At 62.2% G+C, this 15,323-nt stretch carries 14 protein-coding genes and 1 pseudogene; 3 read left to right on the top strand and 12 right to left on the bottom strand.

Going from position 1 to position 15,323, the window contains the following annotated elements; all coding sequences use genetic code 11:
• Positions 1-184: 184 nt before the first annotated feature.
• Positions 185-1,102 (top strand): lipid kinase YegS, encoded by a 918-nt coding sequence (gene yegS / locus ACLD1Y_RS27085; RefSeq protein WP_429480772.1) that lies wholly within the window; start codon positions 185-187, stop codon positions 1,100-1,102.
• On the opposite strand, the gene ACLD1Y_RS27080 is transcribed toward yegS, so the two are convergent.
• From ACLD1Y_RS27080 to ACLD1Y_RS27070, 3 genes are all read right to left on the bottom strand, one after another.
• Complete coding sequence (locus ACLD1Y_RS27080; protein WP_429480771.1) at positions 1,061-1,720, bottom strand: response regulator; 660 nt, start codon at positions 1,718-1,720, stop codon at positions 1,061-1,063. The two genes, yegS and ACLD1Y_RS27080, sit on opposite strands and share 42 nt — an antisense overlap.
• Positions 1,717-2,607: a sensor histidine kinase gene (locus ACLD1Y_RS27075; RefSeq protein WP_429480788.1), complete on the bottom strand. Its 891-nt coding sequence runs from the start codon at positions 2,605-2,607 to the stop codon at positions 1,717-1,719. Before ACLD1Y_RS27075 ends, ACLD1Y_RS27080 begins: the two co-directional genes overlap by 4 nt.
• Before the next feature lie 371 nt (positions 2,608-2,978).
• Positions 2,979-3,431: a hypothetical protein gene (locus tag ACLD1Y_RS27070; protein WP_429480770.1), complete on the bottom strand. Its 453-nt coding sequence runs from the start codon at positions 3,429-3,431 to the stop codon at positions 2,979-2,981.
• A 601-nt stretch (positions 3,432-4,032) separates the two neighbouring features.
• Here ACLD1Y_RS27070 and ACLD1Y_RS27065 point away from each other — a divergent pair.
• Positions 4,033-4,968 (top strand): chemotaxis protein CheV, encoded by a 936-nt coding sequence (locus ACLD1Y_RS27065; protein ID WP_017735246.1) that lies wholly within the window; start codon positions 4,033-4,035, stop codon positions 4,966-4,968.
• 39 nt (positions 4,969-5,007) lie between these two features.
• Positions 5,008-5,814, top strand: a complete 807-nt coding sequence (locus tag ACLD1Y_RS27060) for an MOSC domain-containing protein (RefSeq protein ID WP_429480769.1) — start codon at positions 5,008-5,010, stop codon at positions 5,812-5,814.
• A 47-nt stretch (positions 5,815-5,861) separates the two neighbouring features.
• On the opposite strand, the gene ACLD1Y_RS27055 is transcribed toward ACLD1Y_RS27060, so the two are convergent.
• From ACLD1Y_RS27055 to ACLD1Y_RS27015, 9 genes and pseudogenes are all read right to left on the bottom strand, one after another.
• Entirely contained in the window at positions 5,862-6,146 is a 285-nt protein-coding gene (locus tag ACLD1Y_RS27055) for a pyrimidine/purine nucleoside phosphorylase (RefSeq protein WP_135292017.1), read from the bottom strand.
• Between the two features lie 30 nt (positions 6,147-6,176).
• A pseudogene (locus tag ACLD1Y_RS27050) lies at positions 6,177-6,266 on the bottom strand (outer membrane lipoprotein carrier protein LolA); the annotation flags it as partial.
• A 65-nt stretch (positions 6,267-6,331) separates the two neighbouring features.
• On the bottom strand, positions 6,332-6,874 hold the full coding sequence (locus tag ACLD1Y_RS27045; RefSeq protein WP_429480768.1) for an exonuclease domain-containing protein: 543 nt from the start codon (positions 6,872-6,874) through the stop codon (positions 6,332-6,334).
• A 74-nt stretch (positions 6,875-6,948) separates the two neighbouring features.
• A complete protein-coding gene (locus tag ACLD1Y_RS27040; protein ID WP_429480767.1) occupies positions 6,949-8,832 on the bottom strand; it encodes an acetyl/propionyl/methylcrotonyl-CoA carboxylase subunit alpha in 1,884 nt (627 codons plus the stop codon).
• Between the two features lie 134 nt (positions 8,833-8,966).
• Entirely contained in the window at positions 8,967-9,728 is a 762-nt protein-coding gene (locus tag ACLD1Y_RS27035; RefSeq protein WP_429480766.1) for an enoyl-CoA hydratase/isomerase family protein, read from the bottom strand.
• Entirely contained in the window at positions 9,725-10,882 is a 1,158-nt protein-coding gene (atuD, locus tag ACLD1Y_RS27030; protein WP_429480765.1) for a citronellyl-CoA dehydrogenase, read from the bottom strand. Before atuD ends, ACLD1Y_RS27035 begins: the two co-directional genes overlap by 4 nt.
• A 16-nt stretch (positions 10,883-10,898) precedes the next feature.
• The gene (gene atuC / locus ACLD1Y_RS27025; protein WP_429480764.1) at positions 10,899-12,515 is read right to left on the bottom strand and encodes a geranyl-CoA carboxylase subunit beta; all 1,617 of its coding nucleotides are present in this window, start codon (positions 12,513-12,515) and stop codon (positions 10,899-10,901) included.
• Positions 12,516-12,518: 3 nt separating this feature from the next.
• Positions 12,519-13,391 carry an SDR family oxidoreductase gene (locus ACLD1Y_RS27020; RefSeq protein ID WP_429480763.1) on the bottom strand — a complete coding sequence of 291 codons (873 nt, stop codon included), beginning with the start codon at positions 13,389-13,391 and terminating at the stop codon, positions 12,519-12,521.
• Between the two features lie 13 nt (positions 13,392-13,404).
• Positions 13,405-15,183, bottom strand: a complete 1,779-nt coding sequence (locus ACLD1Y_RS27015; RefSeq protein ID WP_429480762.1) for an acyclic terpene utilization AtuA family protein — start codon at positions 15,181-15,183, stop codon at positions 13,405-13,407.
• Positions 15,184-15,323 lie beyond the last annotated feature (140 nt).

The following is a 15,323-nucleotide window of genomic DNA, read 5'->3' as shown; positions in this document are numbered from 1 at the left end:
TTGCTCGCGAAGGCGCAGTGTCAGTCACCAGATAAGGCGACTGAGTCACCGCTTTCGCGAGCAAGCCCGCTCCCACATTTGTATCTCTACTCTTCAGAGAATTATTTTCCAGCCCCACGACCTTTTACCTCTCACTGGCGGTCCACATCCTTCAAGCATCTTTGAATCCAGGAGTAACCCACCTATGACCACCCCCAAGGCCCTGTTGATCCTTCACGGCAAGCAAGCCCTCAACGAGGACGTGCGCACCGCCGTGCAGGCCAGGCGGGAGCTGGGCTGGGAGCTGGCGGTACGGGTGACCTGGGAGGGCGGCGATGCCCAGCGGCTGGTCAACGAAGCCCTGGATGCGGGCTATACCCACATCATTGCCGGTGGCGGCGACGGCACCCTGCGCGATGTGGCAGAGGCCATGGCCCAGGCCAAGACCGATGCCAGCCTGGTGCTGATGCCCCTGGGCACCGCGAATGACTTCGCCCGCGCCGCCGGTGTGCCGCTGGAGCCGGCCCCGGCCCTGGCGCTGCTGGATGTGCCGGCCCGGGCGATCGATCTGGGGCAGGCCGGGGGGCAGGTCTTCCTCAACATGGCCACCGGCGGATTTGGCAGCCAGGTCACCGCCAATACCTCCGAAGACTTGAAGAAAGTGCTGGGAGGCGCCGCCTACCTGTTCACTGGGCTCACGCGCTTTAGCGAGTTGAAAGCCGCCTATGGCGAGCTGGAAGGCCCGGATTTCCACTGGAAGGGCGAGCTGCTCGCGCTGGGTATCGGCAACGGGCGCCAGGCGGGCGGTGGGCATGTGCTGTGCCCAGGCGCCATGGCCGACGACGGTTTGCTGGACATCAGCATTCTGCCGGCACCTCAGGAGGTCGTGGGTACGTTGCGCACACTGATGACCGACGGCGGCATGGATAACTTGTTCGTGCGTGCACGGCTGCCGTGGGTGGAGATCAAAGTGGCCGAAGGGTTGTACATCAACCTCGATGGTGAGCCCCTCAAGGGCGATGACTTGCGTTTCGCCGCGCTGCCCAAGGCCCTGCGGGTGCACCTGCCGGTGGATTCGCCCTTAGTCGTCCAGGCTGATGATTTGCTCGCGCACCGCAAATAGCACCAGGCCCGCCACGTCGAAAATTTGCAGGCGCTTCATGATTTGCGAGCGGTGAGCCTCTACGGTCTTGATGCTCAGGCCCAGGCCGTGGGCGATCTCACGGGTGGACTTGCCCCGCACGATCAGCCGCAGGATCTCCAACTGGCGCGCCGTAAGGTTATGGCTATGGCCTGCGGGCGTGGTCGGCCCCTGGCTGCGTACCAGCGCCTGGTTGATCACGGTGTGGGCGATGGCGGGGCTCAGGTAGCGTTCGTTGTTGCGCAAGGCCAGCAGCGCGTGTTCAAGCTCGTTGGCGGTGGTGTCCTTGAGCAGGTAGCCGTGGGCGCCGGATTCCAGTGCGCGCATGATCAACTCGGGGTCGGTGTGCATCGACAGGATCAGCACGCGGCTCTTGGGATAGGTGCGCTTGAGCTGCTGCAAGGCGTCCAGGCCGCCGGTGTGCTTCATTGACAGGTCCAGCAGCACGATATCGGGTTGCAACGCGCTGAATTGCTCCAGCAATTGCGCGCCGTCGCTGGCTTCGCCAATCACCGTATAACCAGGAATGTCCTGGACCAGTGCACGCACGCCGGCCCTGATCAATGCGTGGTCATCCACCAAGAGTAATGTGCAGGTCACTCGGGAGCCTTAGGGGCACTGGCCCGTTCGAGGGCGCGGGGCGCCCAGGGGAAAAGTGCGTCGATGCGCGTGCCTTCGCCAGGTTGGCTGCTGACGGACAGCGTGCCCCCCAGCTGGTCGACCCGCTCAGACATCCCGGCCATGCCACGCTGACCCTCCCGTCCGGGATTGAGGGCGGGCGAAAACCCCTGGCCGTCATCACACACCATCAGCGACAGGCCTTCGGGCAGGCGTTGCAGGCGTACCAGCAGGTTGTGTGCCTGGGCATGGCGGAGCATGTTGGTCACCGCTTCCTGGGTGACGCGAAAAGCCGCCACGGCCACTTCCTCGGGGATGCCGGTGAGCCGTTGCTGGCATTCCAGGCTCCAGTGGATGGGGGTGTTTTCCAGGGTTTTGAGCAGGTGCGCACGCAGGCTGGCTTCCAAGCCCAGGCTGGCGAGTTGCCGGGGGTTGAGGATGGCCGACACGTCGCGCACCTTGGCCAGGGTCTCATCGAGAGTGCTGCCCAGCACGCTGCATTGGGCTTGCAGTTCCTGCGGCAGGCGGCGCTTGAGCCATTCACTTTGCAGCTTGGCGGCGGTGAGCAATTGGCCGATGTCGTCGTGCAGTTCACGGCTTAGGCGATGGCGTTCGTTTTCCTGCACTTGCAGCAGGCGGTCGGCCAACTCCTGGGGCTGGAACCGGATGGCTTTGCGTGAGCGCCATTGTTGCAGGCCCACCACCACCAGGGTGGCCAGGTTCAGCAGCACCAACAACGGCAAGACTGCGCAAAAGCTGTAGGCCCACAGGCTCAGCAGCAGCGAGCCAACGCACAGGGCGAGGACGAGACGGCGGGCATTGCTGCGGGACGCGGACCTTGCGATGAGTGTCTTGAGGTTGGCGTACATAGCGGAGGGAGCCAATGAAGGTTCGCTGCGGGAAGAGCGGTCACGGCGGCTGACGGGGCTCTGTTTGGAATGCGTTATCGAATCGGTTTTATGCATGATGAAGTTGAGTCACTTCGAGCGGGGCAATAGTACCACCACTATTACCGTTGGTCGCCTGGCGCCGTGCCTGGACGGGTTTATTCATCACACAAATGCCCCGGGCGGTAATCCCAGAGTTCATCAAAGGGGGAGTTGTATTGTTTGGCGGCGTTTGTATCGTTATTGTGGTTAATGGCTAATTGATATCTTTGCCGGCGTAACTGAGTCGCAGCGGGTTAGTTGCTTGTGTCGCTTTCAGATAAGCCATGATTGGAATGCGACCTGATATCCACTCAAGAAGACGCGTGGTGTATTCGTTGCTGCGGCTTTGAACTGAAATCTTTCTGTGGGATTTGCAGCGTGACAGTTGCAATCAACGTCGCTTGCTCGCTGTCATCCATCCCCAGTTCGCCGGTGCGGGTATCGATCAGTTCCAATTGCCATGCCAACAGTGACAGGCAGGCATGCAGTGCATCCAGCGCCTGGTCATGCAACTGCAAGGGGCTGGCGGCATTGGCGATCAGGTACTGGATATGCCGGGAAAACTCGCTGATGGCCTGCAGGGCCAGGGTGTCGGCTTTTTCGGCCAGCCTGGCCAAACTGGTTTTCATGCAGTCGATCGCGTCACTGTCATCGCGGATCAGGTGCAGGTGGTTCAAACACTCCTCCGACTTGGCCAGCAACATTTCAGCTTCAAGCAAGAACTCGGGAAGTGTGGTTTGCCATTCAATTGCGCTGTTCATCATGCAAGTCTCCACAACGTAAGGTCGGGTGATGAGATGCCGCACCGGGTGAATGGCTTAAAACTAGCGCTGAAATATGACTGAAATCTGTAGGGGGCTTCTGATAATTCAGTAGGACGTTTATTAGAGTAAAGGCGACGACGTTGCGCGGCCCTCGCAAGCAGGGTCCATTGCACAACTTCAGTTGCCGTCATATCAAGGTCTGAAAGGCCCGCGGGCTGGGGGCTTGGTATGGCAAACAAAAGCCTGACTCCATTCATGCAATGAGAATGGCGTCACATTAATGGCTATTAGATATTGCGAATATCAGGTTGGGCCTGATTGTGCATAGGGGAATCCCTTATATAGCGGAACCTTGCGTCGGTTTGAGTGTCGCGCAACGTTGCTGCACTGCCATATGGAGAGGCCTGAGCAGTAAAGCATGATGTCAGTGTGACATCAACGAGTTTGCGTGGCATTTTACGGGGGTCAAGATCTGGCGCTCGCCGCCGATAAACACCTGTAGGAGCGAGCTTGCTCGCGAAGCACTCAAAGACGCCGCGTTGCCTCAGAACGCACGTATTTTAGTAAGCAGCACAACCCCTTAGCGCATCAGGAGCTTTTAATGGCCGGCATTCTCGACACGGTAGATCAACGCACGCAACTGGTCGGTGAGAATCGCCTGGAGATCCTCATGTTTCGTCTGGCCGGGCGGCAGCTGTTCGCGATCAACGTGTTCAAGGTGCAGGAAGTGCTGCAACTGCCCAAATTGACCCTAATGCCCCAGCGCCACCCGTTCGTGTGCGGCGTGGTCAACCTGCGTGGCCAGACCCTGCCGGTGATCGACCTGTCCCAAGCCATCGGCATGCGCCCACTGGTGCCAGGCCCCAACAGCACCATTATCGTCACCGAGTACAACCGCTCGGTGCAGGCGTTCCTGGTGGGTGGCGTTGATCGCATCGTCAACATGAACTGGGAAGCCATCCTGCCGCCGCCGACCAGCGCCGGCCGCCAGCATTACCTGACGGCCATCAGCAAGGTCGACGACCAGTTGGTGGAAATCATCGACGTGGAAAAAGTCCTGGCTGAAATCGTGCCGTACAACGCCAAGGTTTCCCGCGAAAAACTCGAAGACCCGGTGCTGGAACGTGCCCGTGGTCGTGAAGTGCTGTTGGTGGACGACTCCAACGTCGCCCTGTCGCAACTGCGTGGCACCCTCGGCCAGCTTGGGCTGAAGATGCACATCGCCAGCGACGGCCTCAAGGCATTGAACATGCTCAAGGCTTGGGCCGACAGCGGCGTGGTGATGACCGACAAGCTGCTGATGGTGTTCACCGACGCCGAAATGCCTGAGATGGACGGCTACCGCCTCACCACCGAGATCCGCAACGACCCGCGCCTGCGTGGGCTTTACGTGGTACTGCACACCTCGCTGTCGGGCAGCTTCAACGACTCGATGGTGAAGAAGGTCGGCTGCGACAACTTCCTCTCCAAGTTCCAGCCGGACAAGCTGGTGGACGTGGTGCGTGAACGCCTGATGCTGGACGAAGTGCCTGCTTGACCTTAGGGTGGCATCTTTAACCCTCAGGAATGCAGGCCCATGCTTCGTCTCAGCGCGTTGTACCGTTACCCCTTGAAGTCCGGCAAGGCCGAGGCCTTGCAGCAGATCGGCCTGGACAAACTGGGGCTTTGCGGTGATCGACGCTGGATGCTGGTGGACGAGGCCAGCGGGCGTTTCCTCACCCAGCGTGCGGTGGCGAAGATGAGCCAACTGTCGGCGCTGTGGAACAGCAACGGCGGCCTGACCCTCAGTTCCCCGGGCCATGGGCCGCTGGACGTGACCCTGCCCGGCAGCGATGCCCAGTTGCGCGGCGTGACCATCTGGCGTGACACCTTGCGCGTGCCGGACGCCGGCGATGCGGCCGCCGCCTGGGTCAGCGACTTTATCGGCAAGCCGACGCGCCTGGTGCAAGTGCCGGTGGAACGCGCCCGCAGCACCGAGGCTGGTTTTGGCAACGACGACGACAAAGTCGGTTTTGCCGATGGCTTCCCCTTGCTGCTGATCGGCCAGGCTTCCCTGGACGACCTGTCCCAGCGCATTGGCCGGCCCATGGAGATGCTGCGTTTTCGTCCCAACCTGGTGATTGAAGGCAGTGATGCCTTTGCCGAGGACGGCTGGAAACGCGTGCGCATTGGCGACGTGGAGTTTCGCGTGGTCAAGTCCTGTTCACGCTGCATCCTCACCACCATCGACCCGGCCACTGGCGAGCGCACGGCCGACCGCGAACCCCTGGCGACGCTCAAGACCTATCGCGAACAGGACGGCGATGTGATGTTCGGCCAGAACCTGGTCAACGATGGCATCGGCCAGTTGGCTGTGGGGATGCCGGTCACGGTCCTGGAATAAAAAAGCCCGTCTCCTGCGAGACGGGCTTTTTTTTGACCGGGTAAACCTTAGCCGCGGTATTCGCACAGGTAAGCGGTGTCTACGGCAACCTTGAGCTGGAACTTGCTGTTGGCCGGAACGTTGAACTGGCTGCCGGCGGCGAAGGTTTCCCACTCGGCGGCGTCTGGCAGCTTGACGGTCAGGGCGCCGGACACCACGTGCATGATTTCACGCTGGGCAGTGCCGAATTCGTATTCACCCGGGGCCATCACGCCGATGGTCGCCGGACCTTCTGCGGTGCCGAAAGCGATCGACTTGACGGTGCCGTCGAAGTACTCGTTGACTTTAAACATGGGTGAATCCTCGGAAAAGGGTTGACGCTTTACTGTAGGAGCGAGCTTGCTCGCGAAAAACCCAAGAGCGCCACTGGGTGCCAGGTTTCCCGCGTTATCGTTAACGACCTTCGCGAGCAAGCTCGCTCCTACGGTTCAGCAACAAGAAAATGGGCGCTCAGTATGCCCAAGGGCAGGGGAGCTGCCTAGACTGGCAAAATCAGCGGCAACAGGCGCGCGGTGTTGCGCGCGTCTTCCAGAGCCCGATGTTGTTGGCCATGAAACTGCATCCCCGCCAATTGCAGCGCACCGTTGAGCCCCAGGGGCTTGTCCAGGCGCCGGGCCTTGGCGAAGCGCTGCTTGAGGTTTACATGGGGCGTGTCGGCCAGTGCGCTGGCCAGGCCATGGCGTTGCCACTCCAGCTCCAGTTGCCGGCGATCGTAATCGCCCCAACTGGCCCAGCCTTCCAGGCGCGGCTGGTGCTGGCCCAGCCAGCGTTCGAACAACGGCCACACCTCGGTGATCGGTGCGGCGGCGTCGATGTTGGCCTGGGTGATATGGGTCAGTTGACGGCAGAACGGCGTCAGCAAGGGCCGGCGCAGCGGCCGCACAAAGCGCTGGAAATGATCCAGCTCGCGCCCCTGGCGGTTCACCAGGCTCGCACCGATCTCGATGACTTCCATCTCCGTCACGGGCCAGCCGCCTTCATCCGTCGTGGCTTCAAGGTCAATAATCAGCCAATGAGGCATGGTGCAGGTTCCCGTACTCATCCTTTCTTGATGGGGATAGAGCGTAGCCCGGCCTTGTAGTTCCGCCCAGCGGGTTATTCGATTTCCACCAGCACCTGGCGATTGCGCACCTGATCGCCTGCTATTACCTGCACGTCCTTGATCACACCGTCGATACCGGCGGTCAGCGGATGCTCCATTTTCATGGCTTCGAGCACCAACAACAGCTGGCCTTTGCTGACGCGCTCGCCGGTACTGACGCGAACATCGACGATGGCGCCGTCCATCGGTGCCTTGACCCTGCCGCTGCTGGCGTCGGCCTGGCGGCGGGCGACCTGCTGGGTGCGGTTGGTCACGGTCAGGCCCGGTAGCCACAACTGGTTGCCGTCGAGGTGATAGGCGATGCGGCGGCGGATACCGTTGAGCACCAGGGTGGCGTGACGGCCGTCGCCAGTGAGTGGTAACGGGTCAGCGGTGACGCTGTGGATCTCGTCATACGCCTCCAAGCGGTAGGTGCAAGGTTCATTGGCGTTGTTGCGCCAGCCTGCCAAGTGTTGGGGATGCGGGCTCGCGCTGTGTTGGTAAAACAGCGCGGCGGCCAGGGCGAGTTGTTCTGTTGACGCGCTCCGGGGTGGAATCTCGCTGAAGTGTTCGGCGATAAAACCGGTGCTGAAATCGCCCGCGATAAAGTCTGGATGCTTGAGTAGGTCCACCAGCAAACGCTGATTGGTGGTCACCCCCAGCAGTAACGTGTCTTCCACCGCCCGCAACAGCTTGCGCCGCGCCTCTTCGCGGGTACTGCCGTGGGCGATGATCTTGCCCAGCATCGGGTCGTAGAACGGGCTGATGCGCTGGCCTTCAACCACGCCATGGTCGGTGCGCACACCGGGCGCCGGTTCCCAGCGCAGCACGTCGCCGGTTTGTGGCAGGAAGCCTTGGGCTGGGTCTTCGGCGTACAGGCGCACTTCCATGGCGTGGCCAGTCAGCGTCACGTTCTCTTGGGTCAGCGGCAGCGGTAGGCCGGCAGCGATCTGCAACTGCCAACCCACCAGGTCGAGGCCGGTGATCAGTTCGGTGACCGGGTGTTCCACTTGCAGGCGGGTGTTCATTTCCAGGAAGTAGAACTGGCCGTTGCGGTCGAGCAAAAACTCCACGGTGCCGGCGCCCACGTAGTTCACCGCTCGCCCGGCCTTGAGGGCGGCTTCGCCCATGGCTTGGCGCAGGTGCGGCGTCATCACGGGGCAGGGGGCTTCTTCGATGACTTTTTGATGGCGGCGCTGGATCGAGCAATCCCGTTCGCCAAGGTAGATCAGGTTTGCATGGTGGTCGCCGAACAGTTGGATCTCGACATGGCGTGGGTCGATCAGCGCCTGTTCGAGGATCAGTTCGTCACTCCCAAAGGCGTTCAGCGCCTCGGAGCGCGCGGTGCGCAGTTGCTCCACGAGCTGGTCGCGCTGGTGCACCAGGCGCATGCCCCGTCCGCCGCCGCCGCCGCTGGCTTTGATCATCAGCGGATAGCCGATGCGCTCGGCTTCTTGTTGCAGCGTGGCGTCGTCCTGGTCGCTGCCCTGGTAGCCGGCAATGCACGGCACACCCGCGTCGAGCATGGCGAGTTTGGACAGGCGTTTGCTGCCCATCAGTTCGATGGCCTCAACGCTTGGGCCGATAAAAATCAGGCCTGCCGCCACACAGGCGCGGGCGAAGTCGGGGTTTTCCGAGAGGAAGCCGTAGCCGGGGTGGATGGCGTCGGCGCCGGTTTTTTGGGCGGCGTCCAGAATCGCCGGGATATTGAGATAGGACTGTTGGACGGGGGCGGAGCCGATGTGCACGGCTTCATCGGCCATCTGCACATGCAGGGCCTGGGCGTCGGCGTCGCTGTAGACGGCTACGGTGCGATAGCCCATGGCTTGGGCGGTGCGCTGGATGCGGCAGGCGATTTCGCCGCGGTTGGCGATGAGGATTTTGGTGAATTGGCGCATTGGGTTTTCCCTGGGCTCATGGGGTGTTTGTTCGGGCCTCTTCGCGAGCAAGCCCGCTCCCACATTGGATCGGGTTCACAGATTTCTATTGGTGAATACAGTCAAGTGTGGGAGCGGGCTTGCTCGCGAAAGCGTCATTTGCACCACCTAGGCTTTCTTTTCTGCACAAATGCCTGAGTACCCTCAATCCCTTCTTCACCTCTGACGGCCTCGGCAAACCACTGCGCGCCCCGATCCAACACCCCCTCAAGCGGCTCATCCACACTCGCCAGCAACAGCGCTTTTGTGCGCCCATTCGCCCCCGGCGCGCACCGCAGCACATGCCCCAACACCTCATCCAAACGCTCGGCCAACGCCTGCGGGTCACGCTCGGTAAAGTGCACCACCCCCAACCGCTCAGCCTCAACCCCATCAAACCGCGCCGCCGTCAGCGCCAGCCTACGGGCCTGGGTCAGGCCGATACGCTTGACCACAAATGGCGCAATCTGCGCCGGTAGCAAGCCCAGGCTGGTTTCCGGCAAGCCGAACTGGGCCTGGTGGTCGGCAATCGCGATATCACTCACGCAGGCCAAGCCGAACCCGCCGCCCAGCACCGCGCCTTGCAGCACTACGATCACCACCTGGGGCACGGTTTCAACGGCTTGCAGCAAAGTGCCGAATGCGCGGTTCAGCGCCTCTAATTGATTGCCTGCGCTGACCAGGTCCTTCACATCCGCCCCGGCGCAAAAGTGCCCGCCGGCGCCGCTGATCACCACGGCCCGCGTTTGCTCATCCAACTGCGCCAGTACCGCGCGCAGTTCGTTGACCATTTCCAGGCTCATGGCATTGCGGCTTTCGGGACGGTTGAGGGTGATGTGCAGCACACCGTTATGGGGTTCGAGCAACAAGGTGTTCATGGCTTTTTCCCCGGCAAGGTGCCCATCAGTTTGCAGATGATGCCCAGCATGATTTCGTCGGCACCGCCGCCAATCGACACCAACCGCACATCGCGATAGGCCCGCGCTACCGGGTTGTCCCACATAAAGCCCATACCGCCCCAATATTGCAGGCAACTGTCGCTGACTTCGCGGCCCAGGCGCCCGGCCTTGAGCTTGGCCATCGAGGCCAGGCGCGTCACGTCCTGGCCCTTGATGTACTGCTCGGTGGCTTGGTAGACCAGCGCACGCAGGCACTCGATTTCGGTAGCCAGTTCGGCCAGGCGGAAGTGGATGACCTGGTTGTCGATCAGCGCCTTGCCGAAGGTCTGGCGTTCCTTGCAATACGCGATGGTGCTGTCGATGCAGTGCTCCAGGCCCTTGATCATATTGGCCGCGCCAAACAGGCGTTCTTCCTGGAACTGCAGCATCTGCATCATGAAGCCCGCGCCTTCGTGGCCGATGCGGTTGCGTTGGGGGATGCGCACGTTGTCGAAGAACACCTGGGCGGTCTCGGAGCTGTGCATGCCGAGCTTTTCCAGGGGCGCGCTGAGGCTGATACCGGGGGTGTTCATCGGCACCATGATCAGCGATTTGTTGATGTGCGGCTTGTCGTCGGAGGTGTTGGCCAGCAGGCAGATAAAGTCAGCGCTGGGGGCGTTGGTGATCCACATCTTGCTGCCGTTGATCACGTAGTCGTCACCGTCCTTGCGTGCATGGGTCTTGAGCCCCGCTACATCGGAACCTGCGCCGGTTTCCGAGACGCCGATACAACCGACTTGCTCGCCGCTGATGGCCGGGCGCAGGAATTGCTCGCGCAGTTCATCGCTGCCAAAGCGGGCGAGGGCGGGGGTACACATGTCGGTCTGCACGCCGATAGACATGGGAATGCCGCCGCAATGGATGGTGCCGAACTCTTCGGCGGCGACGATGGAGTAGCTGTAGTCCAGGCCCATGCCGCCAAATTGTTCCGGCTTGGAGATGCCCAGCAGGCCAAGCTCGCCGGCCTTGCGGAAAATGGCGTGGATGGGAAAGCGCCCAGCTTTTTCCCATTCGTCCACGTGGGGGTTGATCTCGCGGTCGACGAATGCGCGTACGGTGCGGCGCAGTTCCTGATGTTCCTGGGTAAAGATCATTCTTATTGTTCTCCGGTTAGAAACGCGCCACACCAAAGCTGTTGGGTTGCAACTGCCGCACCTCGGCCTCGTGGCAGATATCCAGCAAAAAACCGAGCAAGGTCCGGGTGTCCCGTGGGTCAATCAGCCCGTCGTCCCATAGGTTGGAGCTGCCATACAACGCGGTGGACTGGCTGTCGAGCTTCTGCGCGGTGACCTGCTCCAACATGTCCAGCACCTTGGGATCAGGCACCAGGCCGTCCTTCAATTGCTTGGCCTCAGTGACAATGCGCAGCACCTTGCCCGCCTGGGCGCCGCCCATCACTGCGGTGCGGCTGTTAGGCCAGGCGAAGATAAAGCGCGGGTCCAGCCCTCGGCCGCACATCGCATAGTTGCCGGCACCGTAGGAGCCACCCACCACAATCGTCAGTTTAGGCACCCGGGCATTGGCCACCGCCTGGATCATCTTCGCGCCGTGCTTGATCACCCCTTGTTGCTCCGACTCGGTGCCCACCATGAACCCCGTGGTGTTGTGCAGGAACAGCAGCGGCGTGCGGCTCTGGTCGCACAGCTGGATAAACTGCGCAGCCTTGCTGGCGCCCTTGGGCGTGATGGGGCCGTTGTTGCCGACCACGCCGACGGCACGGCCCTGGATATGCAAGTGGCCGCACACGGTGTGGGGGTCGAACTCGCTTTTGAATTCAAGGAAGTTGGACGCGTCTGCCAGGCGGGCGAGGATTTCGCGTACGTCGTAGGGTTTTTTCGGGTCGTCGGGGATCAGGCCCAACAACTCTTCGATGGGGTATAGCGGCTCTGCGTAAGCTTTTTTGGACGAAGCCTGCAGGCGGTCATTCCACGGCAAGGCGCTGACTATTTCGCGCGCGATACGCACGCCGTCGGCATCGTTTTCCGCCAGGTACTCAGCGGTGCCGGCGACTTGTGCGTGCATCTCGGCGCCGCCCAGTTCTTCATCCGTCGCGACTTCGCCGGTCGCGGCTTTAAGCAGTGGCGGCCCGGCCAGAAACAACTTGGCCTTGCCGCGCACCACCACCACGTAGTCCGACAACCCCGGCTGATACGCCCCGCCCGCCGTGGCCGAGCCGTGCACCACGGTGATCTGTGGCAAGCCCATGGCCGACAGGCGTGCCTGGTTGGCAAAGCTGCGGGCGCCTTCGACGAAGATCTCGGCGGCGTAGTTGAGGTTGGCGCCGCCGCTTTCGGCCAGGGTCACCACCGGCAGTTTGTTCTCCAGGGCGATCTGTTGCAGGCGCAGGGATTTTTTCAAGCCGCTGGGTGAAATGGTGCCGCCCTTGATCGCACTGTTGTTGGCCACCACCAGCATGCGCACGCCGCTGACGTAGCCGATGCCGGCAATCAGGCCACCGCCCGCGGCGCTGCCGTCCTTGTCATCGTGCAGCTTGTAGCCGGCCAGGCTGGCCAATTCCAGGAACGGCGCGCCGGGGTCCAGCAGCAGGTTGAGGCGCTCGCGGGGCAGCAGTTGGCCGCGCTTGTCGAATTTGGCTTTGGCCTCCTGGGCTTTGTCCAGCAGGGTCTGTTCCAGTTGTCGCAGGTGCTGGATGCCGACCAGCATGGCCGCGCGGTTTTGCGCGAACTGGGCGCTGTGGGGGTCGATCAGGGATTCAATCACCGGCATAGGTTATTGCTCCGCCTTGAGCACATCGGGCAGATACGCGCGGTGGAAGCCGTTGAACGGCTCACTGGTTGGCTGCGCCTTGTGCAGCGGCCAGGCGCGGCTGCCCAGGCTGGCGGCGCCATCAATGCGCAGGGTGCTGCCGCTGATAAACGCAGCGGCGGGGCTGAGCAGGAACACGATGGCGGCGCTGACTTCCGACTCGGTGCCGATGCGCTTGAGCGGCACATGTTCACGCAAGGTCGGGATCACCGCCTTGAAGGCGCCCTCGTAGGTGTCCATGCCGCTGGAGGCGATCCAGCCCGGCGCCACGGCGTTGACCCGCACCCCGGCGCAGCCCCATTCGAAGGCAGCGGTCTTGGTGAAGTTGTCCATGCCCGAGCGCGCCGCACCGGAGTGGCCCATGCCGGGCATGCCGCCCCACATGTCGGCGAGCATGTTGACGATGGCGCCGCCGTGCTTGCTCATGGACTGGTTGAACACTTCCCGCGCCATCAAGAAGCCGCCCACCAGGTTGGTGCGCAGCACGGTTTCAAAGCCTTTTTGATTGATCGAGGCCAGCGGTGACGGGTATTGGCCGCCCGCGTTATTCACCAAACCGTGAATCGGGCCATGACTTTGTACGATCAGACCTACGAGCGCCTTCACCGCCTCTTCATCGCGAATATCACAGGCCTGCCAATCGGCGTTGCCGCCGTCTTCGGCTATCTCTGCGGCGACTTTCTGCAGCTTTTCTGGCGTGCGGCCCACCAGCATCACCCGCGCACCCAGGGCGGCCAGTTCATGGGCGGTGCAGCGGCCAATACCGCTGCCGCCCCCGGTGACAATCACGGTCTGCCCCTGGAACAGGTCGGCTTTGAAGATCGAGTCATAGGCCACGGCAACGCTCCTTTTAGGTGAGTGAGTCGGCGATGTGTTGCGGCACGGCAATGGGGATTTCCAGCAGTTGCTGGGCGAAGGCCTTGCCCTGAGGGTCGATGCGCAGGCTGGCGATACCACCGCCGCCCAAGGCGTTTTCCAGCAGGAAGTTGAGGCTGTGGCTGCCGGGCAAATACCAGCGTTCGACGCGGCCGTGGAGCGGGTCGAGCACGTGGCTCATCCACTCGACGATCACCTCAGGCGTCAGCGCTTCGGCGATCCACGGCAGGTACTCGGGCGCGCGAGCGATCACGCCGATATTGCTGTGGTTGCCCTTGTCGCCGGAGCGGGCCACGGCGAGTTTGACCAGGGGCACGCTGGCATCGGCAAGGCCTTGGGGCTTGGGCGGCTCCAGCGCTTCGCCGGGCGTGATGAACCCTGGCGCAACGGGCAGTTCGCAATGATGGCGCTGGCCCTGGAACTCGACCACGGGCGTGCAAAAAGACTTATAGATCAGGAATGAAAACAAACGGATCAGCGGGTACACCGTGGGCCGCCCGCCGACGATCCCGGTAAGCCCAGGCGCCATGCCGGTGGCGGCCTGGGCGATCTCACGGGCGAACAACACCAACGCGGGTTTGCTCGGATGCCGTACCGCCAGCTTCACCACCACTTCGCGGCAGTCGTGGCGCCTGGCGTGTGGGCCGTAAGTGGCTTCGCTGCCCAGCAATTCAATATTCACGTCGGTGTAGGGTGCCCAGCCGCGCTGGCTGAATAACTCAGCGGTCTTGTGGATGATCGCCTGGGCGACCCGCTCGGCCTTGGCCACCGCGTCGATCCCGGCGATCAGGCAACTGGCGGTGCAGCGAAAGCCATCAGGGTAGGTGGCGCTGACTTTGTACTGGTCGGTGGGCGGCAGGCCTTTGGCGCCGTGCAGGCGCACCTGGTGTTTACCTTGTTGCTGCAATGTGACCTGGCTGAAATCGCAGATCACATCCGGCAGCAAGTAAGCCCGTGGGTCGCCGATTTCATACAGCAGTTGCTCGGCCACGCTGAGTTCGCTGATCAGCCCGCCGGTGCCCTCGACCTTATTCACGGTGAACTGCCCATCGGCGCTGACGTCGACGATGGGGAAACCGATGTGCTCGTAGTCCGGCACGTCGCGCCAATCGGTGAAATTGCCCCCCGTGCACTGCGCGCCGCATTCGATGATATGCCCGGCCAGTGCGGCCTGGGCGAGGCGGTCGTAGTCGTGCCACGACCAGTTGAATTCATGCACCAGCGCCGCGCTGACCACGGCGCTGTCCACCACGCGCCCGGTGATGACGATATCGGCGCCCAGTTCGAGCGCCTGGGCAATGCCCGGTGCGCCGAGGTAGGCATTGGCCGATACGCACAGGGGCGGCAGCGGCGTGCCGTTGAACATGTCGGTGATGGGGTGGAGTTTTTTGAGCTGGGGTTGCAGGTCGTCCCCCAGCAGCACGGCGATTTTCAGCGGGACATTGGCCGTGTCGCAGGCCGCTTGCAGGGCGGCGGCGCAGGCTTGGGGGTTGATGCCGCCGGCATTGCTGATCACGCGGATGCCCTGGCGCTGGATATCTGCCAGCAGCGGCGTGAGCACCTCGACAAAATCCGTGGCGTAGCCCATTTGGGGGTCTTTCATGCGTGCACCGGCGAGGATCGACATCGTGACCTCCGCCAGGTAGTCGAACACCAGGTAATCCAAGGCACCGCCGTGCACTAATTGGGCGGCGGCGGTGCAGGTGTCGCCCCAGAAGGCGCTGGCGCAGCCGATACGAACCGTCTTGCTCATGAGAAATCCGTCTCCAAGTGGCTATTGTCGAGACTACCAAGCAAGCGCTTGGTTTGTAAACTGCGGACACAAGTTTCAGCCAAGCGCTTGCTTGGGTGGCGGCCACGGCCTAAATTGCCGGCCAAGACGTCGGTAGAAGT

The sequence above is a fragment of the Pseudomonas sp. 18175 genome (assembly GCF_050432925.1).
Classification (GTDB): Bacteria; Pseudomonadota; Gammaproteobacteria; order Pseudomonadales; family Pseudomonadaceae; genus Aquipseudomonas.
The sequence above is the reverse complement of the archived record's forward strand: the minus strand, read 5'-3'. Positions and strand labels throughout refer to the sequence as shown.